At 37.6% G+C, this 26,073-nt stretch carries 24 protein-coding genes; 19 read left to right on the top strand and 5 right to left on the bottom strand.

The window, feature by feature from the left end:
* Nucleotides 1-34 precede the first annotated feature (34 nt).
* The 12 genes from yihA (at nt 35) to EHV10_RS03980 (ending at nt 11,526) form a co-directional block, all read left to right on the top strand.
* The gene (yihA, locus tag EHV10_RS04035; protein WP_128673517.1) at nt 35-634 is read left to right on the top strand and encodes a ribosome biogenesis GTP-binding protein YihA/YsxC; all 600 of its coding nucleotides are present in this window, start codon (nt 35-37) and stop codon (nt 632-634) included.
* A gap of 4 nt (nt 635-638) precedes the next feature.
* On the top strand, nt 639-1,310 hold the full coding sequence (locus EHV10_RS04030) for a response regulator transcription factor (RefSeq protein ID WP_128673516.1): 672 nt from the start codon (nt 639-641) through the stop codon (nt 1,308-1,310).
* Nucleotides 1,311-1,312: 2 nt separating this feature from the next.
* Nucleotides 1,313-2,224: a sensor histidine kinase gene (locus EHV10_RS04025; RefSeq protein WP_128673515.1), complete on the top strand. Its 912-nt coding sequence runs from the start codon at nt 1,313-1,315 to the stop codon at nt 2,222-2,224.
* A gap of 82 nt (nt 2,225-2,306) precedes the next feature.
* A complete protein-coding gene (locus tag EHV10_RS04020; RefSeq protein WP_128673514.1) occupies nt 2,307-3,065 on the top strand; it encodes an ABC transporter ATP-binding protein in 759 nt (252 codons plus the stop codon).
* A complete protein-coding gene (locus tag EHV10_RS04015; protein ID WP_128673513.1) occupies nt 3,062-5,026 on the top strand; it encodes an ABC transporter permease in 1,965 nt (654 codons plus the stop codon). The genes EHV10_RS04020 and EHV10_RS04015 overlap by 4 nt, the downstream gene beginning before the upstream one ends.
* Before the next feature lie 117 nt (nt 5,027-5,143).
* Nucleotides 5,144-6,442, top strand: a complete 1,299-nt coding sequence (locus tag EHV10_RS04010; RefSeq protein WP_128673512.1) for a M18 family aminopeptidase — start codon at nt 5,144-5,146, stop codon at nt 6,440-6,442.
* Complete coding sequence (locus EHV10_RS04005; protein WP_128673511.1) at nt 6,443-7,681, top strand: AI-2E family transporter; 1,239 nt, start codon at nt 6,443-6,445, stop codon at nt 7,679-7,681.
* 58 nt (nt 7,682-7,739) lie between these two features.
* Nucleotides 7,740-8,321 (top strand): hypothetical protein, encoded by a 582-nt coding sequence (locus tag EHV10_RS04000; protein WP_128673510.1) that lies wholly within the window; start codon nt 7,740-7,742, stop codon nt 8,319-8,321.
* A gap of 17 nt (nt 8,322-8,338) precedes the next feature.
* Nucleotides 8,339-9,595 carry an erythromycin esterase family protein gene (locus EHV10_RS03995; protein ID WP_128673509.1) on the top strand — a complete coding sequence of 419 codons (1,257 nt, stop codon included), beginning with the start codon at nt 8,339-8,341 and terminating at the stop codon, nt 9,593-9,595.
* An 88-nt stretch (nt 9,596-9,683) separates the two neighbouring features.
* A complete protein-coding gene (locus EHV10_RS03990; protein ID WP_128673508.1) occupies nt 9,684-10,064 on the top strand; it encodes a heavy-metal-associated domain-containing protein in 381 nt (126 codons plus the stop codon).
* Nucleotides 10,065-10,143: 79 nt separating this feature from the next.
* Nucleotides 10,144-10,659, top strand: coding sequence for a DsbA family oxidoreductase (locus EHV10_RS03985; RefSeq protein ID WP_128673507.1), 516 nt, complete (start codon nt 10,144-10,146; stop codon nt 10,657-10,659).
* A gap of 273 nt (nt 10,660-10,932) precedes the next feature.
* On the top strand, nt 10,933-11,526 hold the full coding sequence (locus EHV10_RS03980) for a 3D domain-containing protein (RefSeq protein ID WP_128673506.1): 594 nt from the start codon (nt 10,933-10,935) through the stop codon (nt 11,524-11,526).
* A 253-nt stretch (nt 11,527-11,779) separates the two neighbouring features.
* On the opposite strand, the gene EHV10_RS03975 is transcribed toward EHV10_RS03980, so the two are convergent.
* Entirely contained in the window at nt 11,780-12,670 is an 891-nt protein-coding gene (locus EHV10_RS03975) for a polysaccharide deacetylase family protein (RefSeq protein ID WP_128673505.1), read from the bottom strand.
* Nucleotides 12,671-12,956: 286 nt separating this feature from the next.
* Here EHV10_RS03975 and EHV10_RS03970 point away from each other — a divergent pair, with 286 nt between their 5' ends.
* On the top strand, nt 12,957-13,883 hold the full coding sequence (locus tag EHV10_RS03970) for a calcium/sodium antiporter (protein ID WP_128673504.1): 927 nt from the start codon (nt 12,957-12,959) through the stop codon (nt 13,881-13,883).
* Nucleotides 13,884-13,920: 37 nt separating this feature from the next.
* Here EHV10_RS03970 and EHV10_RS03965 read toward each other — a convergent pair whose 3' ends face one another.
* The 4 genes from EHV10_RS03965 to EHV10_RS03950 form a co-directional block, all read right to left on the bottom strand.
* Complete coding sequence (locus EHV10_RS03965; RefSeq protein ID WP_128673503.1) at nt 13,921-15,282, bottom strand: short-chain fatty acid transporter; 1,362 nt, start codon at nt 15,280-15,282, stop codon at nt 13,921-13,923.
* Between the two features lie 259 nt (nt 15,283-15,541).
* A complete protein-coding gene (locus EHV10_RS03960) occupies nt 15,542-16,186 on the bottom strand; it encodes a 3-oxoacid CoA-transferase subunit B (protein WP_128673502.1) in 645 nt (214 codons plus the stop codon).
* A complete protein-coding gene (locus tag EHV10_RS03955; RefSeq protein WP_128673501.1) occupies nt 16,186-16,836 on the bottom strand; it encodes a CoA transferase subunit A in 651 nt (216 codons plus the stop codon). Before EHV10_RS03955 ends, EHV10_RS03960 begins: the two co-directional genes overlap by 1 nt.
* Nucleotides 16,833-18,020: an acetyl-CoA C-acetyltransferase gene (locus EHV10_RS03950; RefSeq protein ID WP_128673500.1), complete on the bottom strand. Its 1,188-nt coding sequence runs from the start codon at nt 18,018-18,020 to the stop codon at nt 16,833-16,835. Before EHV10_RS03950 ends, EHV10_RS03955 begins: the two co-directional genes overlap by 4 nt.
* Nucleotides 18,021-18,495: 475 nt before the next feature.
* Between EHV10_RS03950 and EHV10_RS03945 the strand changes: the two genes are divergently transcribed.
* The 6 genes from EHV10_RS03945 (at nt 18,496) to cooS (ending at nt 25,739) form a co-directional block, all read left to right on the top strand.
* Nucleotides 18,496-19,272 carry an enoyl-CoA hydratase-related protein gene (locus EHV10_RS03945; protein WP_128673499.1) on the top strand — a complete coding sequence of 259 codons (777 nt, stop codon included), beginning with the start codon at nt 18,496-18,498 and terminating at the stop codon, nt 19,270-19,272.
* Between the two features lie 69 nt (nt 19,273-19,341).
* Nucleotides 19,342-20,178: a 3-hydroxyacyl-CoA dehydrogenase family protein gene (locus EHV10_RS03940; RefSeq protein WP_128673498.1), complete on the top strand. Its 837-nt coding sequence runs from the start codon at nt 19,342-19,344 to the stop codon at nt 20,176-20,178.
* A 177-nt stretch (nt 20,179-20,355) separates the two neighbouring features.
* Nucleotides 20,356-21,510, top strand: a complete 1,155-nt coding sequence (locus EHV10_RS03935; protein ID WP_128673497.1) for an acyl-CoA dehydrogenase — start codon at nt 20,356-20,358, stop codon at nt 21,508-21,510.
* Between the two features lie 26 nt (nt 21,511-21,536).
* Nucleotides 21,537-22,319: an electron transfer flavoprotein subunit beta/FixA family protein gene (locus EHV10_RS03930; RefSeq protein WP_128673496.1), complete on the top strand. Its 783-nt coding sequence runs from the start codon at nt 21,537-21,539 to the stop codon at nt 22,317-22,319.
* 13 nt (nt 22,320-22,332) lie between these two features.
* Nucleotides 22,333-23,385: an electron transfer flavoprotein subunit alpha/FixB family protein gene (locus EHV10_RS03925; protein ID WP_128673495.1), complete on the top strand. Its 1,053-nt coding sequence runs from the start codon at nt 22,333-22,335 to the stop codon at nt 23,383-23,385.
* Nucleotides 23,386-23,579: 194 nt separating this feature from the next.
* Nucleotides 23,580-25,739, top strand: coding sequence for an anaerobic carbon-monoxide dehydrogenase catalytic subunit (gene cooS / locus EHV10_RS03920; RefSeq protein WP_334295157.1), 2,160 nt, complete (start codon nt 23,580-23,582; stop codon nt 25,737-25,739).
* Nucleotides 25,740-26,073 lie beyond the last annotated feature (334 nt).

Raw genomic sequence — 26,073 nt, 5'->3', positions numbered from 1 at the left:
GATGTAATAATAAAAGAATATAAATGAGGTACTTATGATAATAAAAAAAGCGGAGCTGGAGACGGTATGCGGTATTACCAGTACATTTCCTGAAAATACAGATCCGGAAATAGTCTTTGCAGGCAAGTCAAATGTAGGAAAATCATCATTGATAAATTCTCTTATGAACAGGAAATCTTTGGCAAGGACATCAAGTCAGCCCGGAAAGACACAGACCATAAATTATTATAAAGTAAATGATGATTTATATTTTGTTGACCTGCCGGGGTACGGTTATGCCAATGCAAATCTTGCCACAAAGGAAAAATGGGGCAAGATGATAGAAAAGTACCTACATACTTCAAAGCAAATCAGATGTATATTTTTGCTGATCGATATAAGGCATGAGCCGGGTAAAAATGATAAGCAGATGTATGACTGGATTGTATATAACGGATATCAGCCTGTAATTATAGCTACGAAGCTTGATAAGTTAAAAAGAAGTCAGGTGGCTAAATGCGTTAAGACGGTGAGAGAAGGACTTGGATTACCTAAGAACAGCGTGCTTATACCTTTTTCATCACAGACTAAGCAGGGCAGAGAAGAAGTGTATGAATTTATAGAAAATCTTTTGGCAGAGGAAGAATCGGTTTAATTTAATGAAGATATTTATTGTGGAAGATGATGAAAATATAGTGGAGCTTTTGGGAGATGAACTCAGAGCGTGGGGATATGAAACAATGTCTGTAAAAGACTTTAATAATGTGGCAAAAGAGGTTGAAGAGTTTAAGTCGGATCTTGTACTTATGGATATCACTCTGCCATACTACAACGGATTTTACTGGACTCAGAAAATCAGAGAAAGTTCAAATGTACCTATAATTTTCATCTCTTCTCACAATAATTCGATGGATATGGTATCCGCAATGCAATTTGGAGCCGATGACTATATTACAAAGCCTATTGATATCAATTTGACCAGAGTAAAAATACAGGCAATCTTAAGACGGACTTATGAATATACAATGCAGGTCGATAAATTGACATTTGAAGGAATAAGTCTGGATACTTCAAGAGCAAAGCTCTTGTGTGAAAATTTTGATATAGACCTTACAAAGACTGAGCTTCTTATACTTGAGGCACTGTTTAATGCAAAAGGACAGATAGTGAGAAGAGAGGATATTATGAATCACTGCTGGCAGGGCGATGATTTTATAGATGACAATACTTTGGCGGTGAATATTACAAGGCTTAGAAAGAAGCTTGATAATGTCGGATATAAAGAATTTATACAGACTAAAAAAGGTATGGGATATTATCTTGTGAGGTAGATATGAACAGATTATGGTCTTTTTTAAAAAGTGAATATCGTATTTTTATTACCCTTCTATATGTATGTTTAATATTTGGAGGGGTATTTTTATTTGCAAATTTTGATATGCAATATTTTATCTTAAGTCTTGAGCTTATATTATTTTGCATGTTGGTTTTTCTTATCATAGAGTGGATATCTTATGTAAAGAGAGAAAAAATGTCTGAGGAAATTGAAAGGCTTAAAATTGAAAATAATACTCTCAGAAATAAGATAATTGATGAAAGAAAGGATTTGGAAGAGTATTTTTTACTATGGATACATCAAATCAAAACGCCTATTACAGTCTGCAATCTTATTTTGGATAAAGCTGTAGCCGACAAAAGGCTTAAAGAGCAGATGTTTTATATCGAGGAATACACAAATATGGCTATGAACTATTTAAAACTGAAAGACAGAAGCACGGATATGGATATATATGAAGTGGATCTGGATGAGGTATTAAACAGTGTTATAAAGAAGTATTCACTTATCTTTATTGAAAAGAAAATAAAACTTGAATATATAAAAACAGGTGAAAGAGTAGTAAGTGATGCAAAATGGCTTTCCATAATATTGGAGCAGATTATATCTAATGCACTTAAATACACAAAGCATGGCAGTATAAGTATAGTCTATGATAAGGAACTTGCAAAGTTAAGTATAAAAGATACCGGAATAGGAATTCCTTCAAAGGATATCAGAAAAATCTTTGACAGAGGGTATTCGGGATTTAACGGTAGAATGAATGAAAAATCAAGCGGTCTTGGACTGTATATGGTAGGAAAGGCAGCTGAAATTTTGAATATTGAAATAGAAGTAAAATCCGAGCTTAATGTAGGTAGTGAGTTCTCTTTTATATTCAAGTCAAAATCCAATCTTACAAATATGTAAGATTACAGCCTATATTGTCATATTAGATAAATGCAGAAAATTTTTTGCTGATGTAGAATGGGCAATATAAAGGAGGAAAGAAATGACAATATTAGAATGTAAGAATATAAAAAAGCTGTACAAGACAAAGAATGTCACGACTGAGGCATTAAAGGGGGTTAACTTCTCTGTGGAAGAGGGCGAATTTATTTCTATAATGGGTGAGTCGGGGGCAGGCAAAACTACGCTTTTGAATATTATTGCAACATTGGATAAAGCGACTTCAGGTACTTTAATGCTGAACGGTAATGATATCGGAAAATTAAAGACAAGTGATATATCGATGTTTAGAAGAAAGGAATTGGGTTTTGTATTTCAGGACTTTAATCTTTTGGATCAGTTTAATAACAGAGAAAATATTTACCTGCCATTGGTATTGTCTGATGAAAACAGAGATTTGATGAAAGAGAGACTGGATGAGATACAGGATAGACTCGGTATAAGGGAAATTTTGGATAAATACCCTTATGAAATATCGGGTGGACAAAAACAGAGAGTGGCCATTGCCAGAGCGATTATTACAAGACCTACACTGCTTTTGGCAGATGAACCGACAGGGGCACTCGATTCAACATCTTCAGAGATGATTTTGAATTTATTTCAAAAAATAAATGAAGAAGGACAGACTGTTTTACTTGTAACACATTCTCTCCGTGCGGCAGCCTGTGCAAAGAGAGTATTATTTATTCGTGACGGAGTTGTTTTCCATGAAATTTACAGAGGGGAGGATGAGAGTCGAAATAATTTTATGGAAAGAATAAGTCAGGCGGAGTTTATGTTAAGCAGAGGTAAGAAGTTATGAGTTTTTCAATGGCAAAAAAATTTGCTCTTCAAAACCTTAAAGCAAATAGATTACTTGAGATTCCGTTTGTACTGTCATCAGGTGTAATGCTGATACTTTTTAATATAACAGCAAGTTTGGTAAACAACAATTATGTCAGAACAAGGCATCAGGCTTTGCCGACGCTTATAAAGTTCGGAATAGTTATTCTGGCGATATTTACATTTATATTTGTACAGTACGCCGCCGCCTTTTGGTTAAAAAGGAGAAGTAAGGAGTTTGCACTGTACGGCATCTTAGGTCTTGAGAAGAAACATGTAGGTAAGATTATCAGTATTGAATTTCTTATACTGTTTGCAATCATATGGTTTGTCGGTATAGTAGGAGGATATATATTCGGGCAGCTTTGCTTTTTATTCCTAAACTTTTTGATGAAGGATGTATCGGGAAGACTGATGGACTATCATTTCAGTATTTCGGCACTTATAGATACTACAGTTTTGGTGGTAATCCTCTATCTGATTATTATTATCGGAAGCGGACTTAGAATATATATGTCCACACCCATGGAGCTTTTACAAAGAACTCACAAAGGTGAGGGTGAACCGAAGTCAAGAATTATAATAATGGTTGTAGGGTTTTTGCTGCTGGTAGTTGGTTATGGTATTGCACTGTTTGTAGGCGGATTGCTTTCATCTATTAACTATTTCTTTGTAGCAGTGCTTGCCACCATATTGGCAACTTACCTTTTATATGCGACTTTTACGGTATTTATATTGAAAGCGCAAAGAAATAATAAGAGCTTTTATACACCGAAGAGGTTTTTGAGTGTAAGCGGTCTTTTATACAGAATGAAAGGGAATGCAATATCTCTTGCAAGTATCTCTATTCTAAGTGCCGGAGTTATTATCAGTCTGTCTACTACGATAGCGATATACTCAAACTATATAAAGCTTGGGGACAGTGTAATGCCCAGAGAATACAGGATTGCAGCCGGAAGTGAGAATATAAGCAATGAAGCTATGGCAAAGAAACTGCAAAGTCTTGTGGAGTCAAGCGTGCCTGATACGTCAATGATTAAAGATGAGTATACTACATTTGATATGACTGTAGCTGCAGTAAAGACAGGTAATGAAATAAGTAAATATCAAAGAGGAAGTAAGGCCAATCCGATATTTGTAATTGCAAGCGACCTTGAAGGATACAATGGAAGAACACATCAAAATATTAAGCTTGATGAAGGAGAAATATTACTTGGAGAGAATAAAAATAACAAAATCAGCGATATATTAAAAATCGGAGACAGAGATTTTAAAGTCATAAAAATAGACAGTATATTTCCTTTAGAATATTCGGGAGTTGACGGATACAGTATTGTCGTTAAGGATATGGCTACTCTGGAGTTTGTAAGAAAAGCTTTGGACGGGGCGGACATAAATTGCAGTGTATATTGGGATGTAGACGGAGTAGGTGATAAGGAATATGAGGATACATTGGTAAAGCTTAAAGACGGCATAAAGAATCAGCTTACAGGTGATGGTAGAAGTATGTATGGTGTAAGCAGTCGTAGTGTGATGATAAGCAATCAGTATGAGGTAAACGGAGGTTTTTTATTCCTTGGAGTTCTGATAGGTATTATATTCCTTACAGGGACTGTTTTGATTACTTACTATAAGAGAATCAGTGAAGGTTTTGAAGACAGGGAAAAGTATCAAATCATGAAAAAACTGGGGCTTTCGGATGATTTGATAAAGAAAACCACAGATTCTCAAATCTGCCTGATGTTTTATGGACCTCTTATTGTAGCGGCCGCTCATTGTATCGTGGCGTCAAAGATTATCTTTAGACTTTTGGGGCTGTTTGGAGTATCGGACGCTTCGCTATATATGATCTGCCTTGGAGGTGTATTGTTTATATTTGCACTTATTTACTTTGTTATTTTTAAACTCACATCAAAAGTTTATACGAACATAGTCAGATAAATTTAAGTACATTAAATATTTAAATATAAGAATCATAATAAATTTAGATAATACAGATAGGGTTTTCTATGGTATAATGCAGTATTAAGATGACATTATAGGATAGAAAGAGGCTGTATGGATATTTTAAGAGATTTGATGGATTTTTTGGATTCATCAGTGACAATGTTTCATGCAATAAATGAATGCGAAAAAGTTTTACAAAAATCAGGCTTTACTTATCTGCCTGAAAATGAGAAATGGAATATAAACAAAGGAAAGTATTATACAAAAAGGAATTCATCAAGTCTTATAGCTTTTGATATAGCAAAAGGAGATTACCGTTTTCAGATAAGTGCGGCACATTCCGATTCACCTACATTTAAACTTAAGGACAGGCCGGTAATAGAAGCAAACGGCTATTTAAAGCTGAATGTGGAAGGTTATGGCGGCATGATAAATGCCACATGGCTTGATAAACCTCTGACATTGGCAGGAAGAGTTATGGTAAATACCGATAAAGGTATTGAAAGCAGACTCATTCATATAAACAGAGATTTACTTATTATTCCGAATGTACCTATACATTTTAACAGAGAGATAAATAAGGGATTTGCTTTCAATAATCAAGTTGATATGCTTCCGATATTTGGCGCAGGCAATCTTAAAGAAGCTGACTTTGACAATATGATTGCAAAGGAACTTGGCATAGAGCCTGAGGATATACTTGCAAAAGATCTGTATCTGGTAAACAGACAAAAGGCTACGGTTGTCGGATTTGACAATGAGCTTATATCAAGCGGAAGACTTGACGATCTGGAGTGTGTTTACACATCGCTTAGAGGATTTGTTGAGGCTGAAAATAAAAACCATATAAATGTCTTTGCGGTATTTGACAATGAAGAGGTGGGATCGGTTACAAAGCAGGGTGCCATGTCTACATTCCTTGCAAGTACACTTGACAGAGTAAACACCGCACTTGGAAAAACAAAGGAAGAGTATTACAGGGCTATAGCAAAGAGTATTCTTATCAGCTGTGACAATGCACATGCCCTTCATCCGAATCATCCTGAACTGTTTGATGTAAAGAACAGACCTGTTTTAAATCAAGGAATTGCAATTAAAGAAAGTGCAAATCAAAAATATACAACAGATGCATTCAGCAGAGCAATACTGAAAAAGATTCTTGAAAAGAAAAATATACCATATCAGACTTTTGCAAACAGAAGTGATATTGCAGGCGGTTCAACTCTTGGAAATCTTTCAAATACCGTTGTAAGTATGAATGCGGTGGACATCGGATTGCCGCAGTTGGCAATGCATTCAGCATATGAGACTGCAGGTGCAAAGGACGTAGGATATGCTTTTGAGGCGCTTAAAGCCTTTTTTGAAGCAAATATTGATATAAAAGATGATAAGATCGCTGTAGAGGTTTAAATGGAAGAAAATAAGAATGACATATATTTTAAATGGGGTTTAACAGCAGTTGCAGTCATAGTAATAGCCCTTGTGATATCTTTGATTTTCAATAAACTTGGGATTATTGCTACAGCTATAAGCACTATAATATCGACCGTTTCTTCAGTGCTTTACGGTGTGGTGATGGCGTTTTTAATGGCACCTGTATATGATCATATCGGAAGATGGGTGGGTGAGATATTATCATCATTATTTCCAAAGTGGAAGAAATCCGATAAGTATGCTAAGATGATAGCTACTTTGTCTTGCCTTGTAATACTTATTTTGGTAGTGTTTGCTTTGATAATGATGATTATACCTGAGTTGGTAAACAGTATCACAAATGTTATAAGCTATGCACCTTCGGGCGCCGAAAACCTTGAAGCTTGGCTCAAGGATATTTTGAATAAAAATCCGAATTTGGAGAAACTTATAATCGGAAATTATCTGGATATCAGTGCGAGACTTAGCGATATAGCTACTACAACGGTATTGCCTAATGTTAATACCTATATAAAGAATCTTTCAAGCGGCGTACTAAATGCCCTTGGTGTGGTTGTAAATATTATTATCGGTTTAATGGTAATGATGTATCTTTTAAATATGAAAACCACACTGGCATCACAGGCAAAGAAAATAGTATATGCTGTTGCAGGAGTAAAGATAGGAAATGAAATAGTTACAGAGGCCAGATATATCAAGAATATGTTTGAAAAGTTTATTGTAGGTAAGATAATAGATTCTATTATAATAGGAATAATAAACTATGTGTTTATGGCCATAATACATATGCCATACGCCTTGCTTATAAGTGTGGTGGTAGGTGTAACCAATGTAATACCTTTCTTCGGACCTTTTATAGGTGCAATTCCAAGTATCATACTTTTACTTCTTATATCGCCTGTTACGGCGCTTCAGTTTGCAGTATGGATTTTGGTTTTGCAGCAGGTGGACGGAAATATTATCGGACCTAAGATACTCGGACAGACTACAGGCCTTCCAAGCTTTTGGGTACTGTTTTCAATATTGCTCTTTGGCGGACTTTTCGGTATTGTGGGTATGATAATAGCTGTGCCGACCTGGGCAATAATATACAGAACTATAAGCAGGCTTTCAGAGCATTTCTTAAAGAAAAAGGGATTGGAGCCTGACAGCAAACATTACATGGACCTTGATCATATAGATGAAGAAACAAAGAAATATATAAAATTGGAATAATTTACTTGCCCCTCATTAAACTTATGCTTATGAGGGGTTTTATTTTTAAGGAGGAAATATGACAGATAGTACTTTGCAATATATAGAAAATGTGAAGGTACAGGATATACCTTGGCACAGGCTTACTACTACCTATAAAAGAGCTACGGACTTTCCTAAGTGCTTTGAAATCTTAAGTGATATGAATGATAAAGATGCAATAGAGATGGCAGGAGAAGAGATAGCTATGGATATAGAGCATCAGTCTACTCTTTGGCAAGCAACACCTTTTGCATGTATATTCCTATACAGAATATTTAAAAAGGCTTTAGAGGACAGAGATAAAAACCCTGTAGCAGACTACCTTGTATCTGAGCTTGCGGAATTGTTCGTATATATAGTTGAAGCGGTAAACATTGTAGAAAATATGGAGCATCCCGATCCTTTAGTGAACTTTAAAGATATGCTATCCAAAGAGTATCTTTGGTTTGAGGTTTATGATGAAGAAGAGGATGAAATGAGGTGGGAAGAAGAAGATGTATTTCCTGATGATTTGTATTACAGCTTTTATTACTATTCAAAACAGGTGTTGATTCTTTTAAAACCTTTATTAAAAGAAACAGATGATGAATGGTCCAAGAAATTGTATGAGATTATATAAAAGTATAGAGAGGGAATATGAAGACATTAAAGAGAATTTTACTAGGTTTTGTAATTATTTTATCGGCAGCGGCACTCTTTTGGTTTGGCAGATTTAAGGTGGAAGATATAAGTGCTCATAAAAAAATATCGGATATAAATTCATATATGAAGACTGTAGATGATATAAAAATATCAGATAATGTAAATGTAGTTGCGATAGGAGAGGCGGCTCACGGCTGTAAGGACTTTCAGGAACTTAAGCTTTCAGTCCTAAAGAAAATGGTTAAAGATTACGACTTCAGAGCTTTTGCTCTGGAGGCCGACTATGGTGAATGTGCCACAATAAACAGATATATTCAAGGCGGTGAAGTAGATATAGAAAGTATTGTAAAGACATTTTCATTTCCGATATACCATACAAAACAGATGGAAGAACTTATTTCATGGATGAGAGAATACAACAGTACTGTAAGTGAAGGTAAGAAGCTTAGATTCTACGGCTTTGATATGCAAAATCCTGAAACAAGTTATGAGTTTTTAAAAAATTACTGTATATCAAAAGGACTTACAAGTGCAGAGGAGTTTGATAAAAATCTCGACTGTATAGAAAAAGGTGAGGTAAGCCCGGAGAGTGCAAAAGCCGTTATAGATTTCGTTACCGGTTTGAAAGAAAAAATCGGTGATATAGACGTGGCAAATGCTGATGACAGAGATGCGGTATTTGAGTTAAATACTGTAAGGCAGTCTATGGAGACTTTTACTAAAAGAGATGAGTCATATTATACTCTCAGAGACGGCGATATGGCGGGCAATATAGAGGATATTTTGGATATTGAAAAGAGAATAGGTAGCGGAAGGATTGTTATAGCTGCACATGACGGACATATAGCAAAGGTCGGAAACGGATATACATCTATGGGAGCCGTTTTATCAAATGATCTTAAAGAAGCTTACTACAGTATAGGTACCGACTTTTGGAAGGTTACAGACAATATAAAGGTTCTTGAAAAGAAAAAAAGAAGTATACAAAGCTTTATTTCAGCCGATCCGCTTGCGGCACAGGCAAGATTTGCAAAAGATAAGTATTATTTGTTGGATTTTGCAGATATAAAGGAGGGAAGCAGTCTATACAGTCTGATAAACTCTCCGTTAAGAATGGGAAGTCTTGGAGAAGGATATACATGGATGATGAGGATAGTAGAAAGCAGTTACAGACCGAAGGCGCTGCCGGTCAGTCTATATGATGCAATGATTTTTGTATACGAAGGTGAGCCTATAGAGATAATACAATAATATTATATTGAAAATTAAATATAAACTTGTTTTTTAAGAACAAAGTGATATACTTCTAGTTAGCGATATCTAACCGGGAGGTTTTTTAATGAATATATTAAATATAATTATAGTATTAATTGTTGTGGTAATAGTTGTATTCGGTTCAATCAGCTATATAAAGAAATTGAAAAAAGGCGGAGATTGCTGTCCTGAGCATGAAGAAGCCACCAAGTCTGTAAAAGTAAAGGATAGAGATAAATCACATTATCCGTATGAGGCAAAGCTTGCCATTGACGGTATGAGCTGCAATAACTGTGTAAGAAATGTAGAAAATGCACTAAATGCTCTTGACGGAACATGGGCAAGTGTAAGCCTTGAAGATAATATGGCGACAGTGCTTTTAAAAAATCCGCCGGATATTGAGAAGCTTTCAAAGGCGGTAGCGGATGCGGGATATATGGTATTGAAGAGAAAGTCAAAGATATAGCCTTAATAATGTGTATATGTTATAATAAATATCATAAAGTATGAATATCGTACAGATTGTAAGTAGAAAGGAAAAGTTTATGTCAAAGAAGATTAAAGTTTTTTATGATTATACCTGTCCGTTTTGTTATAAAGGTTTAAAGGAACTTGGAGATATTCTTCCGGATTATAAAACTGTAGAGATTGAATGGTCCCCATGTGAAGCTCATCCGAGACCTGAACCTGCAAGAGTGCATTCCGATTTGGCCGCACAGGTAGGTTTTTATTTGGCGGAAAACGGATTGAATATCAAAAAGTACAATGATTTAGTATATGAAGCACATTTTGAGAATCAACAAAGAATTGATGATATAGAGCTTTTGGCGGATTTAGGTGAAGCTGCAGGAGCAAAGAGAGAAGATATTATTACTTTGCTTAATGAGAACAGGAATGCAAAGAAAGTGGAAGATTCAAATATTGAGGTTTGGCAGACTTTGGAGATTCAGGCTGTACCTTCTTATGTATACGGCGATAAGATGGCTGCATCCGGAGGCGGACTTTTGGTTCCTATCAGCAAAGTTGCAGAGCTTTTTAAGCTTGCTTCAAAGGGTGAGTAAAGTGTAATTTCATGTAGAAATTTACAAAAGCTACTTAAAAAATATTTAACAAAGTTTTATAGATAACATAAGAAAAATCACGTTATTATATATAAAAAATATATTTTAACGTGATTTTTTTATGCATAAAAACTGAAAAAATACAGCTTAAAGAGGTGTTTTAATGCTTCGCAAAGAGAATGCAACATTTTCTTATTGACATTTAACATTTATGTAATATAATTAGTATATCCCGACGAACAAAAGATTCGTTCTTTGCAAGAAAGGAAGTAAATGATAAATAAAATAAAAAAGGTTACTTTAGTAGCATTTGTATTTTCCGCATTGATGGCAGGAAGTACTTATGCAGCTACACAGGCGGAGGTTGACAAAGTTACAGGTCCTGCATTCGGTTTGAATGCCGATCAGTATGAAACAACGCTTGACTCATATAAACAACAGCAGGAAGCTGAGCTTGTAGCAAAGGAGGATGCGGAAATAGCTGCTCTTAGAGAAGCGGCTAAGGGAAGATCCGTAGGTAAGTTTAAAGCCTATGCCTATTCACATGATTGTGATCCTTCAAATATAACAAAGTCAGGTACAACACCGGTTGTTGGAAGAACTATTGCGGCTGACTGGTCAGTACTCCCAAGGGGTACAAGAGTCCGCATCGGAAATAGTGATACTATCTATGTTGTTGAGGATACAGGTGGAAATATTAAGGGAAAGACCATTGATATCTATATGAACAATGATAGTGAAGCCAGAGCGCACGGAGTAAGATATCCGGAACTTTATATTGTTGAAGGCGATGCAAAGGAAGCTCAGCAAAAGATTGATGCGATCTTGGCAAGAAGAGCTGAAAGACAGGCCGGACAGAATCAGTAAAAATAGAATATAGCAAATAAGTTAATGTAAAAGAACAGTTATACGTAGTTACAGCAGGTAACGTGAGCAATATTAATATATTTATATGGCTCAGAGGCCTCTTTATCAAAAGGGGTAATATAGTTAATACATTTGCAAAAGGGATATTAGAGAGAAAATCATTTCGGTTTTCTCTTTTTTATATTATGTGTATTAAAAAAGGTCTTAATCTCTTCCGAAGCAATAAAACGGAAAAAATTAAGACCTTTATATATTATTTTGCAAATTGTTTTGGTGGTGTATTTTCATTGAGAAGCTCAAACTTATATCCGTCAGCTTGCAATCTCTCTATTATAGTAGGAAGAGCATCGTGTACAAATGCCGTATTCGGCATATCATGCATAAGTAAAATGGAGTGAGTATTCTCATTTACCTGCTTGATAGTCTGGTCGATAAGTTCCTGACCTCTCTTGCCCTCTACGTCACCGTCAAATGAATTCCAGTCAAAGTATACTATTCCTCTGTCTCTTACAGCCTGTAAAAGCTGAGGTCTGATAGCTTTATTATAGCCTGCATTGCTTCCGCCCGGGAAACGAAGCATAGTACTGTGCTGACCGGTAGCTTTAAATATAAGATCGTCCATAGCGTCATAGTCTGCCATAAAAGCATCTACAGAAGCATATATCTGCTTGTAGTTATGTGTCAAACTGTGAACGGCTACATTATGTCCTCTGTCTTTTATCTGCTTAAGCATATTTATCAGAGGCTCAGTATCCATATACTGTGCTGTAACAAAGAAACAAGCCTTGATATTGTACTGATCCAAGATATCCAAAAGTCTTGGAGTACCTGTCCAAGGACCGTCGTCAAATGTGAAATAAACAACCTTTTCATCCGGACCGGGATTGCTTGCAGGTACTGTGGTGGTTTCAGCGGTTGTATCCGTCTCACTCTCAGATATTGCATTAATTTCACCGTCAGATGAAGTTTCGCTTTGATTTACCTCTACAGTTTCATTTGCATTCTTTGAGGAATCGGCTACTTTTACATTTTTTTTACGTGACTGCCATCCATAGGCAACCATTGCCGTAAAAATACAACAAAAAATTAAAACTACAATTGGGACGAAAATATTCTTTCGTCTTCTTCTACTTCTCTTTTTCATTTCTACCTTCCTTAGATAAATTGAATGCCCTGAGTTGTGTGGAATCTACGATAGATAAAATATAAGATGTAGATGACATACAGAGTATTCGATACATTTACTTAGTATAGCAGATAATACTATATTTGTGTTGATAAATTTCTTAAATACTTTTAAAGGAATATGTAATTGCTCTTTAAGCAGTGGATGAATAGAAATAAAGTTCATTTTTAATACTTATGTTGACAATTTAAAAATATATAGATATTATGTCTGTGTTCAGTTTTTAATGTAAAGGAATGGTTTTATGGTATATATATGGCTTATTTTGGGCTTCGTATGTCTTGTGGGAGGAGCTAATTTTTTTGTTGAGGGTGCTTCGGGAGTGGCAAGAAAGTTGAATGTCCCTTCGGTTGTAATAGGGCTTACTATAGTGGCTTTCGGAACAAGTGCACCTGAGGCGGCGGTAAGTATTGATGCGGCATTAAAGGGCAGCAATGCAATAGCGTTGAATAATGTAATCGGATCGAATATATTTAATCTTCTGGCTGTTGTTGGAATTTGCGGAATAATACATGCTATGCCGGTAGATAAGGCACTTTTAAAATTTGATTATATTGTAAATATCGTTATAACAATATTGTTGCTTGGATTTGTGTTATTTTTAAGCGGAATAGACAGAATTGCAGGAGTTGTTTTCCTTTTGATTTTTATAGCATATATGGTTTATACTATAAGATTGGCGCTAAAGGGAAGCAATGAGGCTAAGGATGAAAAGAAAAAGAATTTACCGATACCTTTAGCCATCGTTTATATAGTGGGCGGACTTGCTCTTGTAGTGTTTGGAGGTGACAAGGTAGTTGAGTCGGCTTCAGAGATAGCGTTGATGTTCGGAATGAGTGAGACCTTGGTCGGACTTACAATAGTTGCCATAGGAACATCACTTCCTGAGCTTGTGACAAGCATTGTAGCATCAAGCAAGGGAGAGAATGCGCTCGCTCTTGGCAATGTGGTAGGTTCAAATATATTCAATATAATATTTATTCTGGCATTCTCATCGGTACTTAATCCGATAGGTGCGGAAGTTATGGCTGTATATGATACATTCTTTTTGCTTTGTGCAAGTTTGATGGTATATATACTTGCCAAGAATGACGGTGAGATATCAAAAAAAGAAGGCCTCGCAATGGTAGCGGCCTATGTAGCGTATACTGTATATATTATTTTAAGATAAGAAAAAAGTACCGGTTGTGAGCCGGTACTTTTTATGTTTATGCCAGGAACGGGACGAGGAATAGGAATCCGCATCCTATGATTACTCCTGTTACGATAAGAACTATAGCGCAATATCCCATAATATCTCTTGCGCCAAGACCTGCTATACCAAGAGCCGGAAGAGCCCAGAACGGCTGAAGCATATTTGTCCATGCATCACCCCATGCAATAGCCATAGCTGATACTGCAGGAGAAACACCAAGAGAGTTTCCGGCAGGCATTACGATAGGAGCCTGAACAACCCACTGTCCTCCACCTGAAGGTACGAAGAAGTTTACAATACCTGCTGAGAGGAATGTAAATAACGGGAATGTAGTCTGATTTGAAATATTTACGAAGAAATCACTTATAGCACCTGCAAGTGAATGTCCGTTTGGACCTGCAGCGGTCATAATACCCATGATACCTGCATAGAACGGGAACTGTAATATAATACCGCCGGCATTCTTTGCAGCATCTGTAATAGCTCTTACATAGCTGATAGGTGTTCCGTGGAATATAATTCCAAGTGTAAGGAATATAAGATTTACAATATTAAGTGAAAGGTTGAAGTTTCCTGTACTTGCAAAGTTGTAAATCAAATATACTATGGCAAGTATTGCTGTTATCAAAGATAATACAGGGCTGTTTTCAAGCTTTTCAGCCGGTGTTGTCGCCTTTGTTTCAACTGCTTCAGGATCAGCTAAAAGCTTAGGATCTACAGTAACTGTATCTTCAGGTGTAGGATGCATCTTTGAGTTAATAAAGGCAATCACAACAATTATTGCAACTACAATTATAATATTCCAAACAGAAAATATTGTCTGTGAAGTAGGAATAGATTCTGTGATAGCTCCTGCGGTCTGCTCATTTATCTTATCATTGTATGAAGCAAGCTGGAGAGGTATAGAACCTGAGAATCCTGCATGCCATACTACGAAACCTGAATATGCAGATGCGATAAGCAGTCTGTAGTCAACACCCTTTACTTTTCTGGCAATTTCCTTTGCAAGAATTGCACCTACTACAAGGCCGAAGCCCCAGTTAAGCCAGCAGGCAATCATTGAAACTACAGTAATAAAAACGATTGCTGAACTTGGTGTCTTTGGAACTCCTGCAGCAGCATTTATAGCTCTTTTAACCAGTGGTGCGGTAGCGAGCGCTGTACCGAGAACCAGTACCAAAGCCATCTGCATAGAGAAACCTAAAAGATCCCAAATTTTTGAACCCCAGGAATTAGCTACCTGAATAGGATTCATGCCTGTAACAGGCATTGCTACGATAAATACTAGGATGGTAAGTATGATACAAAAAATAAATGCATCCGGCAAATACTTCTGAACAATATTTACACAAGCGTTTGTAAATTTCTTAAACATTTATCTGCCTCCTTTTTGTAAATTGTTTAATTATTAACATTATTATATCAATCCGATATTCGTTTTTCCAGTCTTAAAAATAACGAAAATGTATGAATATATTATATATATCACACAAAAATACTTTTATAATTAGTATTTTCTAATACTGAAGTCATCCGATATGAGATTTAAAAAGACCGGAATGCCGATCTTTAAAGAGAAGAGTCCTTTAAATATGGCATCCCGGTCATGGGAATTTAAATTATACTAAAATAAATTAGAATGTCTTTAAATCATCTGCAACCTTAAGGGGTGCCTCTGTCTTTGCTATAACATCTTCAACACTTACGCCTTCAGCTACTTCTGTAAGTACAAGACCTTCATCGGTAACCTTTATTACAGCCAATTCGGTGACGATTTCGTCAACTGCATGAATAGCGGTAGCAGGGAGTGTGATATCCTTTAAAATCTTTGGAGAACCGTCTTTTGCGGTATGTGTCATAGCAACAACAACCTTTTTTGAACCTGTAACAAGGTCCATAGCACCGCCCATACCGGGAACCATCTTACCCGGAACTATATGGCTTGCGAGATTTCCGTGAGCATCTACCTGCAATGCACCTAAAACAGTCATATCAACATGGCCGCCTCGAATAATCATAAATGAGAATGCACTGTCAAAGTATGCGGCACCCGGGAGTACAGTAACATTTTGTCCACCGGAATTAATTAAATGCTTATTTGCTGTCGCACTTGAAGCCAAATGTCCCATACCGAGAATTCCGTTCTCTGACTGAAGTGTAATTTCTATACCCTCAGGTACATAGTCAGCCACCATAGTAGGAAGTCCTATACCTAAGTTTACTACGTCACCATCGTTTAAATCTCTTGCAACACGTCTTGCAATTCTCTCTTTTGACATTATGACTCACCTCCTACAAGATAATCTACAAATATTGCAGGTATTGCAACATTTTCAGGCTGGATATCGCCTACAGGAACTATAAGTTCGGCACCCGCAATAACAACATCGGCAGCGGTTGCCATAACTGTATTGAAGTTTTTGCTGGTAGCCGTAAAGTAAAGATTTCCCTTCTCATCGGCTATTGTAGCACCGATAAGAGCAAAGTCGGCTCTTAAAGGTTTTTCCAAAAGATAATCTTTACCGTCAATATTTAAAACCTGCTTACCTTCGGCAACCTCGGTACCCACACCTGTAGGTGTAAGTACACCGCCAAGTCCTGCGCCGCCTGAACGTATTCTCTCTGCAAGTGTACCCTGAGGAGAAAGTTCAACCTCCATAGTACCGTCATGCATCTTTTGTCCGGTTATAGGATTTGTACCTATATGTGTTGCAATAACTTTTTTTACCTGATTGTTGGCAACCAGCTTACCTATACCTGTGGTAGGAGTGGCAGTATCATTACAAATAAGTGTTAAGTCCTTTACACCTTTTTCAACTAATGCATCAATAATCGGCTCGGGTGTACCGCATGCTAAAAATCCGCCTACCATGATTGTAGCGCCGTCATTGATACCTGCAATAGCATCTTTGATTGAAACTATTTTCATTTTGTCTCCCTTTCTACAACAATTGCTGTGCCCATTCCACCACCTATACACAGTGTAGCAAGGCCACATTTAACATCTCTCTTTTGCATCTCAAAGAGTAAAGTGGTAAGTATTCTTGCACCTGATGCTCCGATAGGATGTCCAAGCGCGATTGCACCGCCGTTTACATTTGTGATTTCTCTCTTAAATCCAAGTTCATTGCATACTGCAAGAGCCTGTGCCGCAAAAGCTTCGTTTGCCTCTATAAGCTCAAGATCGTCGGCTGTGATACCTGCTTTTTCCATTGCTTTTTTTGATGCCGGAATTACTCCGAGTCCCATTACGCTTGGGTCAACACCTCCTGAAGCATATCCCTTTATAGTAGCCATGATAGGAAGTTTAAGCTCAAGTGCCTTTTCCTTTGATGCGATGATGAACATTGCGGCACCGTCATTGATACCTGAAGCATTACCTGCAGTTACAGTACCGTCTTTTTTAAATGCCGGTTTAAGCTTTGCAAGATTTTCGATTGTAGTATTGAACTTAGGATATTCGTCTGTATCAAATACCTTAGGGTCTCCTTTTCTTTGAGGAATAAGTACAGGAACTATTTCATCTTTTAATCTTCCGGTCTCTATAGCTACCTGTGCTCTTCTCTGGCTTTCAACCGAGAATACATCCTGATCTTCTCTTGTTATTCCTTTTTGTTCAGCAATATTTTCCGCTGTCACGCCCATGTGATAGTTGTTGTAAGCATCCCAAAGACCGTCTGTAATCATCTCGTCAACCAATGTTTGATTACCCATCTTAACGCCGAATCTTGCACCTTTAACAAGATATGGAGCGTTTGACATGCTCTCCGTACCGCCGGCAAGAATGATATCCGCATCACCGGCCTTTATAATCTGTGCTGCAAGTTCAACGGTTCTAAGACCTGAACCGCAAACCTTATTTATTGAAAATGCGGGTGTTGTATTTGGCAATCCCGCTCCGAGTATTACCTGACGAGCGATATTCTGGCCAAGTCCTGCGCCTAAAACATTTCCTATAACGGCTTCGTCGATAAGAGAAGCGTCAATGCCTGCACGTTCAATGGCTCCCTTTGCTGCGGTTATACCGAGATCTACTGCACTTACACCTGCCAATGAACCGCCGAAACTACCGATAGCTGTTCTTGCAGCACTGACGATAACTACTTCTTTCATATTTTTCACCTCACTTATTCTATAAAAGTGGACAATACCGATTGAGTAAACTTTTTTTTGTATTGTCAGATATATGTATCACCTATAGCATATCACAAGTGAAATCAATTATCCACCCCTTGGTTATTCAAAATTGCTATAAAAAAAATAATATGTTTTTATATATATCTTATTTAAACAATGTGGTATAATAAATAAAAATATTGATATGTAAAAAATATTAAAGATGAGTCGTGTTTAATCTTTTGCGGATAATAAAAAGAACAGCAAAATAATTTTGCCCAATATAAATGAAAAAAATATATATTTTGAGCATGACAATATTTTGATTTCGGAATATAGTTATGCAAAATTGATATAATAATTAGTCAAAAAAACTAATTGATTGTCGGATACATATATGTTATATTTTTATCATATGGATTAACATGTCAAACTTGGTTTCTGACATGCAATATTGACAAGGAGGTGTTTTATGGGTTTTGTAAGGTTTGATACAGAAGGTGCTGTAGGTATTGTGACAATAGATAGACCGAAGGCGCTCAATGCTTTGAACTCTGAAGTACTGGCTGAGCTTGATGCTTGCTTTGACAGTATTGACACTAATACAATCAGAGCTGTCATTCTGACAGGAGAAGGAGATAAGTCTTTTGTAGCAGGTGCCGATATAGGTGAAATGAGCAAATTGAGCCCGGCGGAGGGTGAGGCTTTCGGTAAGAAGGGAAATGATGTATTCAGAAAGATAGAGACTTTCCCTGTTCCTGTTATAGCCGCTGTGAACGGATTTGCACTTGGCGGAGGATGTGAGATTGCTATGAGCTGTGATATTCGTATATGCTCGGATAATGCGATGTTCGGTCAACCTGAAGTAGGACTCGGAATCACACCGGGATTTGGCGGAACACAAAGACTTGCGAGAATAGTCGGCGTAGGAATGGCAAAGCAGTTGATTTATACAGCAAGAAATATAAAAGCTGATGAGGCGTTTAGAATAGGGCTTGTTAACGCTGTATATTCACCGGAGGAACTTATGCCTGCCGCAAAAAAGATTGCGGCTACCATAGCACAAAACGCTCCTATAGCAGTTCGTGCATGTAAGAAAGCTATCAATGAAGGACTTGATGCGAAGATGGATGATGCAATTGTGATTGAGGAGAAACTGTTTGGAAGTTGCTTTGAAACACATGATCAGATAGAAGGTATGAGTGCTTTCCTTGAAAAGAGAAAAGAGAAGAATTTTACTAATTCATAAATATAGGTTTAATTTAAAAAATTATAATGAAGTTTAAAATATAAATTTTAATTCGGAAAGGATAAAAAAATGAAAGTTGGTATTATCGGTGCAGGTACAATGGGTTCAGGAATTGCTCAGGCTTTTGCAATGACGGAAGGATATGAAGTAAGACTTTGTGATATTAAAGAAGAATATGCACAGGCAGGTTTTGCAAAGATTCAAAAGAACATCAATTTCCTTGTAGGAAAAGAGAAAATATCAAAAGAGGCCGGAGATGCAATTATTTCAAAAATAAAAGTAGGCCTTAACGATATCTGCAGTGACTGTGATTTGATTGTTGAAGTTGCCCTTGAGAAGATGGAAGTTAAGCAGCAGATTTTCAAAGAGCTTCAGAATATAGTTCCTAAGGATTGTATTTTCGCTTCAAATACTTCATCACTTTCTATTACAAAAATCGGTGAGGTGCTTGACAGACCTGTAGTAGGAATGCATTTCTTCAATCCTGCTGACAGAATGAAACTTGTTGAGGTAATCGGTGGAAAGAACACACCTGTTGAGCTTGTTAAGAAGATAGAAGAGATTGCCGTTGAAATCGGTAAGACACCTGTACAGGTTAAGGAAGCTCCGGGATTTGTAGTAAACCGTATCCTTATTCCAATGATCAATGAAGCAATCAATGTATGGGATGCAGGAACGGCAGACGCTGAGGGTGTTGATACAGCTATGGTTTTGGGATGTGCACATCCTATGGGACCTCTTCATTTGGCAGACCTTATCGGACTTGATATTTGCCTTGCCATTATGGAAGTTATTCACAATGAGACAGGGGATGACAAGTATTTACCGGCTCCAAAGTTAAAAGAGCTTGTAGCTGCAGGTAAGCTTGGTAAGAAGACCGGAGAAGGAATATTCTCTTATAAGTAAAATATTTATCCCCTTTTTACAGTTAAAATGTAAAAAGGGGTTTTAATGTGAGATAGATACAAAAGGCGGGTTTGTATTTACTATATATAAGGTGAAAGAAAACTAAGAAAGGATAACGCAAACAAAGACTTTCACTATTTATGTTTGCACTTGGATTTATTCAAGTAGGTATGATTCATGGATTTTACTTTAGACAAGAAACATGAGATGGCAAGATCCCTTTTCAGAGAGTTTGCCGAAAAGGAAGTAAAACCTCTTGCAGTAGAGGTGGATGAAACAGAAATATTTCCAAGAGAAACTGTAACCAAGATGGCAAAATACGGTTTCCTTGGTATTCCTGTAGCAAAGGAATTTGGAGGTCAGGGTGCCGATCCGTTAGCATATGTTATGTGTGTAGAAGAGATATCAAAGGTTTGTGCCACAACAGGTGTTATTGTTTCAGCTCATACATCACTTTGTGCAGATCCTATCGCTATGTACGGTACACCGGAGCAGAAGGAAAAGTATCTTGTTCCTTTGGCAAAGGGAGAGAAACTTGGTGCTTTCGCACTTACAGAGCCTAATGCGGGTACGGATGCTCAGGGCGCTGTTACAAAGGCGGTGCTTGACGGTGACGAGTATGTACTTAACGGTTCAAAGATTTTTATTACAAACGGTAAAGAGGCGGATATTTATGTTGTAATTGCATGTACAGAGATAAAGGTGGATGCAAAGGGAAGACAGAAGAAGATTTTCTCCGCATTTATAGTTGAGAAGGATACACCTGGATTCGGATTCGGAACAAAGGAAAAGAAGATGGGTATCAGAGGTTCATCTACTTATGAGCTTATTTTTACAGATTGCAGAGTTCCGAAGGAAAATATGCTCGGTCCTGCAGGTAAGGGATTCGGTATTGCAATGCACACTCTTGACGGCGGTCGTATCGGTATTGCCGCACAGGCGCTTGGTATTGCTGAGGGAGCACTTGAGAGAACAGTTGCATATGTAAAAGAGAGAAAGCAGTTCGGAAGATCTATCGGAGCATTCCAGAATACTCAGTTTGAACTTGCAAATATGGCAACCAAAGTAAAGGCGGCACAGATGCTTGTATACAGAGCAGCTATGGCTAAGGCAACACAGAAGACATATTCTGAGGAAGCGGCTATGGCTAAGCTTTATGCTGCAGAAGTGGCAATGGAAGTTACCACAAAGGCAGTACAGCTTCACGGTGGATATGGATATACAAGAGAATATGAGATTGAAAGAATGATGCGTGATGCGAAGATTACAGAAGTATACGAAGGTACAAGTGAAGTACAAAGAATGGTAATTTCAGGCGCATTGCTTAAATAATTGTGCTATTACGAATGGAGGATGTCATGAAGATAGTTGTTTGTATTAAACAAGTGCCGGATACAAAGGGCGGTGTTGTTTTTAACCCTGACGGCACATTAAACAGAGGAGCTATGCTTACAATTATGAACCCGGACGACAAGGCGGGTCTTGAGGCTGCTCTTAGACTTAAAGATAAATACGGTGCAGAAGTTACAGTGGTTACTATGGGACTTCCAAAGGCTGATGAAGTGCTTAGAGAAGCTATGGCAATGGGAGCCGACAAGGCAGTGCTTATAACAGACAGAGTACTTGGAGGAGCCGATACATGGGCTACATCACAGACAATAGCCGGTGCACTTAGGAAATTGGAGTATGACTTGGTTATTACAGGACGTCAGGCTATTGACGGAGATACGGCGCAGGTAGGACCACAGATTTCAGAACATCTTGATTTACCTGTTATCAGCTATGCACAAAAGATAGAGATTGATGGAGACAGTGTTGTGGTAGAGCGTCAGTTTGATGACAGATATCATGTTTTAAAAGCAAAAATGCCTGTACTTATTACAGCTTTATCAGAGCTTAATGAGCCAAGATATATGACTCCGGGTGGTATTTTTGATGCTTATGACAAAGAAGTAACCGTATTCTCTAGAGCGGACCTTGTAGGTGTAGATGATTCAAATATCGGTCTTAAGGGTTCACCGACACAGATTGCAAAAGCATCCGATAAGGTAAGAAAGGGTGCAGGAGAGCAGGTAAACCTTGGTGCATCAGAGTCTGTTGACTACATCATAGGCAAGTTAAAAGAAACACATATCATCTAAAAAGGAGTCGTTTATGAGACAAAATACAGAAGAATACAGGGGAGTGTTTACATTTGCCCAGCAGGTAGACGGCAAATTGAGCGGTATTTCCCTTGAACTTATAGGAAAAGGTAAGGATTTGGCTGCTGATCTCAATACAGAGGTTACAGCAGTATTACTTGGATCTGATATAAAGGGACTGGTTGAAGAACTCGCCGAGCATGGTGCAGATAAGATAATAGTCGTAGATGATCCTAAACTTAAAGAGTACCGTACAGAGCCGTATACACAGGCACTTGCAGCAGTTATAAACGAGTTTAAGCCTGAAATATTTATTATCGGTGCAACAGCTATAGGTAGAGATTTAGGACCTAGAGTTTCCGCAAGAGTCGGAACAGGACTTACAGCAGACTGTACACAGCTTGAGATCGGTGATTATCCTTTAGTGGCTATTGCAGGAAGAGAGCAGAAGCATAATCAGCTTCTTATGACAAGACCTGCATTCGGTGGAAATACCATAGCTACTATTGCATGTCCTGAGAACAGACCGCAGATGGCAACAGTTCGTCCGGGTGTTATGCAAAAGAAGGAAAGAGTGGCAGGAGCAAAAGCACAGGTAATAGACTTTGATGCCAAGCTTGAAGAGAACAGCAAATATGTTGAGATCTTAGAGATAGTAAAGAATGCCAAGACAACAGAAGATATCATGGCTGCAAAGATTTTGGTATCAGGAGGTAGAGGTGTAGGTTCGGCAGAGAACTTTAAGATACTTAAGGATTTGGCAGATGCACTTCACGGTACTGTAAGCTGTTCAAGAGCTGTAGTTGATGCAGGTTGGATGTCAAAGGATATTCAGGTAGGACAGACAGGAAAAACAGTTCGTCCACATCTTTATTTTGCAATAGGTATTTCAGGTGCTATACAGCATTTGGCAGGTATGGAAGAGAGTGATATTATCATCGCTATCAATAAGGATGAGAATGCGCCTATCTTCAGTGTTGCAGACTATGGTATAGTAGGTGATTTGAATAAGATAGTTCCTGCACTTACAGAGAAGATTAAAGCAGAGCTTGCTAAAGAAGATTAATATAGATATATAAATTAAATCGCTATAAACCGGGAAACGGGTTTATAGCGATTTTTTTTAAAAAGATGGTTTTTAAAAGAGTACAAATTTCCGCTTGACATGGGATAAAAAATATTTTATAATCAAAAAAACTTAAAACATACTAAATTAATAGGTAAATAGGTTATAGGTTTCTTGTTGTAAAGTAGGAAGGAATGCTCATGGGAAAGAAAGAACACAGTCACGAACATAATCATAATAACGAACACAATCATAGTCACGAACATAAGCATGGAGTTGACCATATTCACAGCCATAGAAATTTGATAGGATTTGATGAACATGGAGTACCGACAATTACATTAAAGTCGGACCATGAAGAGGACGGAGACGATAAAGCTTTTATCAGAGATTATATGAATGCTGTATCTGAGTACAGAAAGACTTTTCCGTCAAAGGATGAGGTTTTGGAAAATACTCCGGATCCGGCAGTAAAAGAGATGATTTTGCGTCAGAATCAGCTGGGATTTGATACCACATTTGACAGATTTGACAAACAGCAGCCACAGTGTGGTTTCGGTATGGCAGGAATCTGCTGTAAGATCTGTAATATGGGTCCATGTAAGATAACTTCAAAGAGTCCTAAGGGAGTCTGTGGTGCGGATGCGGACCTTATAGTGGCAAGAAATTTGCTTCGTTCCGCTGCTGCAGGTGCGGCTCAGCACGGTATGCACGGTAGAGAAGTTATTCTATCTTTAAAGTGGGCTGCTGAAGGGAAACTTGATTTACCTATACTCGGACAGCAAAAGATAAAGGATACCGCAAAAGCATTCGGAATAAAGACTGAGAGAAGAAGTATAAAAAAGATTGCATCGGAACTTGCTGATGTGCTTTTGGATGATATGAGCCGTACAGTGCCGGGGGATTATAAGATCATAGAGGCACTTGGTTCAGAGGAAAGAAAGAAAGTGTGGAAGGAACTTGATATTATACCTATCAGTGCCTACCATGAAGTGTTTGAAGCTTATCATAAAACAGGTGTCGGTACTGACGGTGACTGGAAGAGCATTATGCAGCAGTTTTTACGCTGCGGACTTGCATTCACATACTCAGGTGTTGTAAGTACATCAATAGCAACAGACGGACTTTTCGGAGTGGGTGACAGAGTTACATCAAAGGTAAATATCGGTGCTTTGAAAAAAGGATATGTAAATATTGCTGTTCACGGTCATCTGCCTACCCTTGTAAGTGAGATTGTAAGAGTCGGTCAGGAAGAGAAGTTTATAAATCTTGCAAAAGAAGCCGGGGCAAAGGGAATCAGATTCTACGGCATCTGCTGTTCAGGACTTTCAGCAATGTATCGTTATGCAGGAGTTATTCCACTTTCAAATGCTGTATCTGCGGAGCTTGTACTTGGTACGGGAGCGCTTGACCTTTGGATTGCCGATGTACAGGATGTATTTCCATCAATTATGGAAGTTGCAAAGTGCTTCAGAACTACAGTTGTTACGACAAGTGAATCTGCAAGATTGCCAGGTGCCGAGAGATTTGAGTATGACCATCATCATTCAAATATAGGAGAGACAAGAGAACTTGCAGAAAAAATAGTACTCAGAGGTATAGAAAGCTTTAAAGACAGACAGGGTATACCTGTATATATCCCGCCATATGAGGTTGATGCCGAAGTCGGATTTTCACCTGAGTATGTGCATAAACACTACGGTTCTATGAAACCTTTATACGAGGCCGTAAGAGAAGGCAAAATACTTGGTATTGTAAATATAGTAGGATGTAACAATCCTAAGGTTGTATATGAGAAATGTGTTATTGATGTAGCCAATGCACTGCTTAGAAACAATATCCTGATACTTACAAACGGATGTGCCTCATTCCCGCTTATGAAGATGGGATATTGCAATGTTTCGGGACAGGAGCATGCAGGAGAGAGTTTAAAAGAGTTCCTTGGAGATTTACCTCCGGTATGGCATGTGGGTGAGTGTATAGATAATACAAAATCAAGCGGAATCTTTGCAGGAGTTGCGGGTGAGGCGAGTAAGCCGCTTTATGAAATGCCTTTTGCATTTTCATCTCCGGAGTGGAGCAATGAAAAGGGAATAGATGCGGCCCTTGGCTTCAGACTTATGGGAATCAATTCATATCACTGTGTGGAGGCTCAAATTCACGGTTCAAAGAATGTAATAGAATTTTTGAAAGAGGGAACAAAGGAAATGCTTGGATCGGTAATGGTAGTAGATACAAATCCGGATTCTCTGGGTGAAAAGATAGTTGCCGATATCATTGAAAAGAGAAAGGCTCTCGGTTGGGCTGTACCTGATGAGATAGTTCATAAAGAGGAAGAGGCCGTTTTGGTATAATATTTTAATGCCGGTATTATTTGAGAATGTAAATTTTTTTCTGTATTTTAAATAAAATAATTACCGGTTTCTCTTATAAATAGATAATTTATGGGATATAATCTTTATAGAAATTTTTTCATTGTAAAATAATGCTTTTATTAGAATAAAAATAAGGAAAATTACGCTATATTTTTCGGTACAATCTTTTTGAAAGTGAAATTTCGTTTGAATATGACAACTTTTATTTTTATCAGATTTGTGCTAAAATGTAACCATCAGTTGGATGGCAAGGGTGAACATTAACACTGCAAAGACGCATGTTTTGTTTGCCCTTTTTTCTTTACTGGAAGAA

Origin of the sequence: Lachnoanaerobaculum gingivalis, from assembly GCF_003862475.1 — a bacterium.
Classification (GTDB): domain Bacteria; phylum Bacillota; class Clostridia; order Lachnospirales; family Lachnospiraceae; genus Lachnoanaerobaculum; species Lachnoanaerobaculum gingivalis.
Note: the sequence above shows the minus strand (reverse complement) of the source record. Positions and strands in the feature narration are given on the sequence as shown.

What these genes read in the sequence shown, in the direction of transcription:
- yihA (WP_128673517.1), top strand. Translation starts at nt 35, where the DNA reads ATGATAATAAAAAAAGCGGAGCTGGAGACGGTATGCGGTATTACCAGT.
- EHV10_RS04030 (WP_128673516.1), top strand. Translation starts at nt 639, where the DNA reads ATGAAGATATTTATTGTGGAAGATGATGAAAATATAGTGGAGCTTTTG.
- EHV10_RS04025 (WP_128673515.1), top strand. Translation starts at nt 1,313, where the DNA reads ATGAACAGATTATGGTCTTTTTTAAAAAGTGAATATCGTATTTTTATT.
- EHV10_RS04020 (WP_128673514.1), top strand. Translation starts at nt 2,307, where the DNA reads ATGACAATATTAGAATGTAAGAATATAAAAAAGCTGTACAAGACAAAG.
- EHV10_RS04015 (WP_128673513.1), top strand. Translation starts at nt 3,062, where the DNA reads ATGAGTTTTTCAATGGCAAAAAAATTTGCTCTTCAAAACCTTAAAGCA.
- EHV10_RS04010 (WP_128673512.1), top strand. Translation starts at nt 5,144, where the DNA reads ATGGATATTTTAAGAGATTTGATGGATTTTTTGGATTCATCAGTGACA.
- EHV10_RS04005 (WP_128673511.1), top strand. Translation starts at nt 6,443, where the DNA reads ATGGAAGAAAATAAGAATGACATATATTTTAAATGGGGTTTAACAGCA.
- EHV10_RS04000 (WP_128673510.1), top strand. Translation starts at nt 7,740, where the DNA reads ATGACAGATAGTACTTTGCAATATATAGAAAATGTGAAGGTACAGGAT.
- EHV10_RS03995 (WP_128673509.1), top strand. Translation starts at nt 8,339, where the DNA reads ATGAAGACATTAAAGAGAATTTTACTAGGTTTTGTAATTATTTTATCG.
- EHV10_RS03990 (WP_128673508.1), top strand. Translation starts at nt 9,684, where the DNA reads ATGAATATATTAAATATAATTATAGTATTAATTGTTGTGGTAATAGTT.
- EHV10_RS03985 (WP_128673507.1), top strand. Translation starts at nt 10,144, where the DNA reads ATGTCAAAGAAGATTAAAGTTTTTTATGATTATACCTGTCCGTTTTGT.
- EHV10_RS03980 (WP_128673506.1), top strand. Translation starts at nt 10,933, where the DNA reads ATGATAAATAAAATAAAAAAGGTTACTTTAGTAGCATTTGTATTTTCC.
- EHV10_RS03975 (WP_128673505.1), bottom strand. Translation starts at nt 12,670, where the DNA reads ATGAAAAAGAGAAGTAGAAGAAGACGAAAGAATATTTTCGTCCCAATT.
- EHV10_RS03970 (WP_128673504.1), top strand. Translation starts at nt 12,957, where the DNA reads ATGGTATATATATGGCTTATTTTGGGCTTCGTATGTCTTGTGGGAGGA.
- EHV10_RS03965 (WP_128673503.1), bottom strand. Translation starts at nt 15,282, where the DNA reads ATGTTTAAGAAATTTACAAACGCTTGTGTAAATATTGTTCAGAAGTAT.
- EHV10_RS03960 (WP_128673502.1), bottom strand. Translation starts at nt 16,186, where the DNA reads ATGTCAAAAGAGAGAATTGCAAGACGTGTTGCAAGAGATTTAAACGAT.
- EHV10_RS03955 (WP_128673501.1), bottom strand. Translation starts at nt 16,836, where the DNA reads ATGAAAATAGTTTCAATCAAAGATGCTATTGCAGGTATCAATGACGGC.
- EHV10_RS03950 (WP_128673500.1), bottom strand. Translation starts at nt 18,020, where the DNA reads ATGAAAGAAGTAGTTATCGTCAGTGCTGCAAGAACAGCTATCGGTAGT.
- EHV10_RS03945 (WP_128673499.1), top strand. Translation starts at nt 18,496, where the DNA reads ATGGGTTTTGTAAGGTTTGATACAGAAGGTGCTGTAGGTATTGTGACA.
- EHV10_RS03940 (WP_128673498.1), top strand. Translation starts at nt 19,342, where the DNA reads ATGAAAGTTGGTATTATCGGTGCAGGTACAATGGGTTCAGGAATTGCT.
- EHV10_RS03935 (WP_128673497.1), top strand. Translation starts at nt 20,356, where the DNA reads ATGGATTTTACTTTAGACAAGAAACATGAGATGGCAAGATCCCTTTTC.
- EHV10_RS03930 (WP_128673496.1), top strand. Translation starts at nt 21,537, where the DNA reads ATGAAGATAGTTGTTTGTATTAAACAAGTGCCGGATACAAAGGGCGGT.
- EHV10_RS03925 (WP_128673495.1), top strand. Translation starts at nt 22,333, where the DNA reads ATGAGACAAAATACAGAAGAATACAGGGGAGTGTTTACATTTGCCCAG.
- cooS (WP_334295157.1), top strand. Translation starts at nt 23,580, where the DNA reads ATGCTCATGGGAAAGAAAGAACACAGTCACGAACATAATCATAATAAC.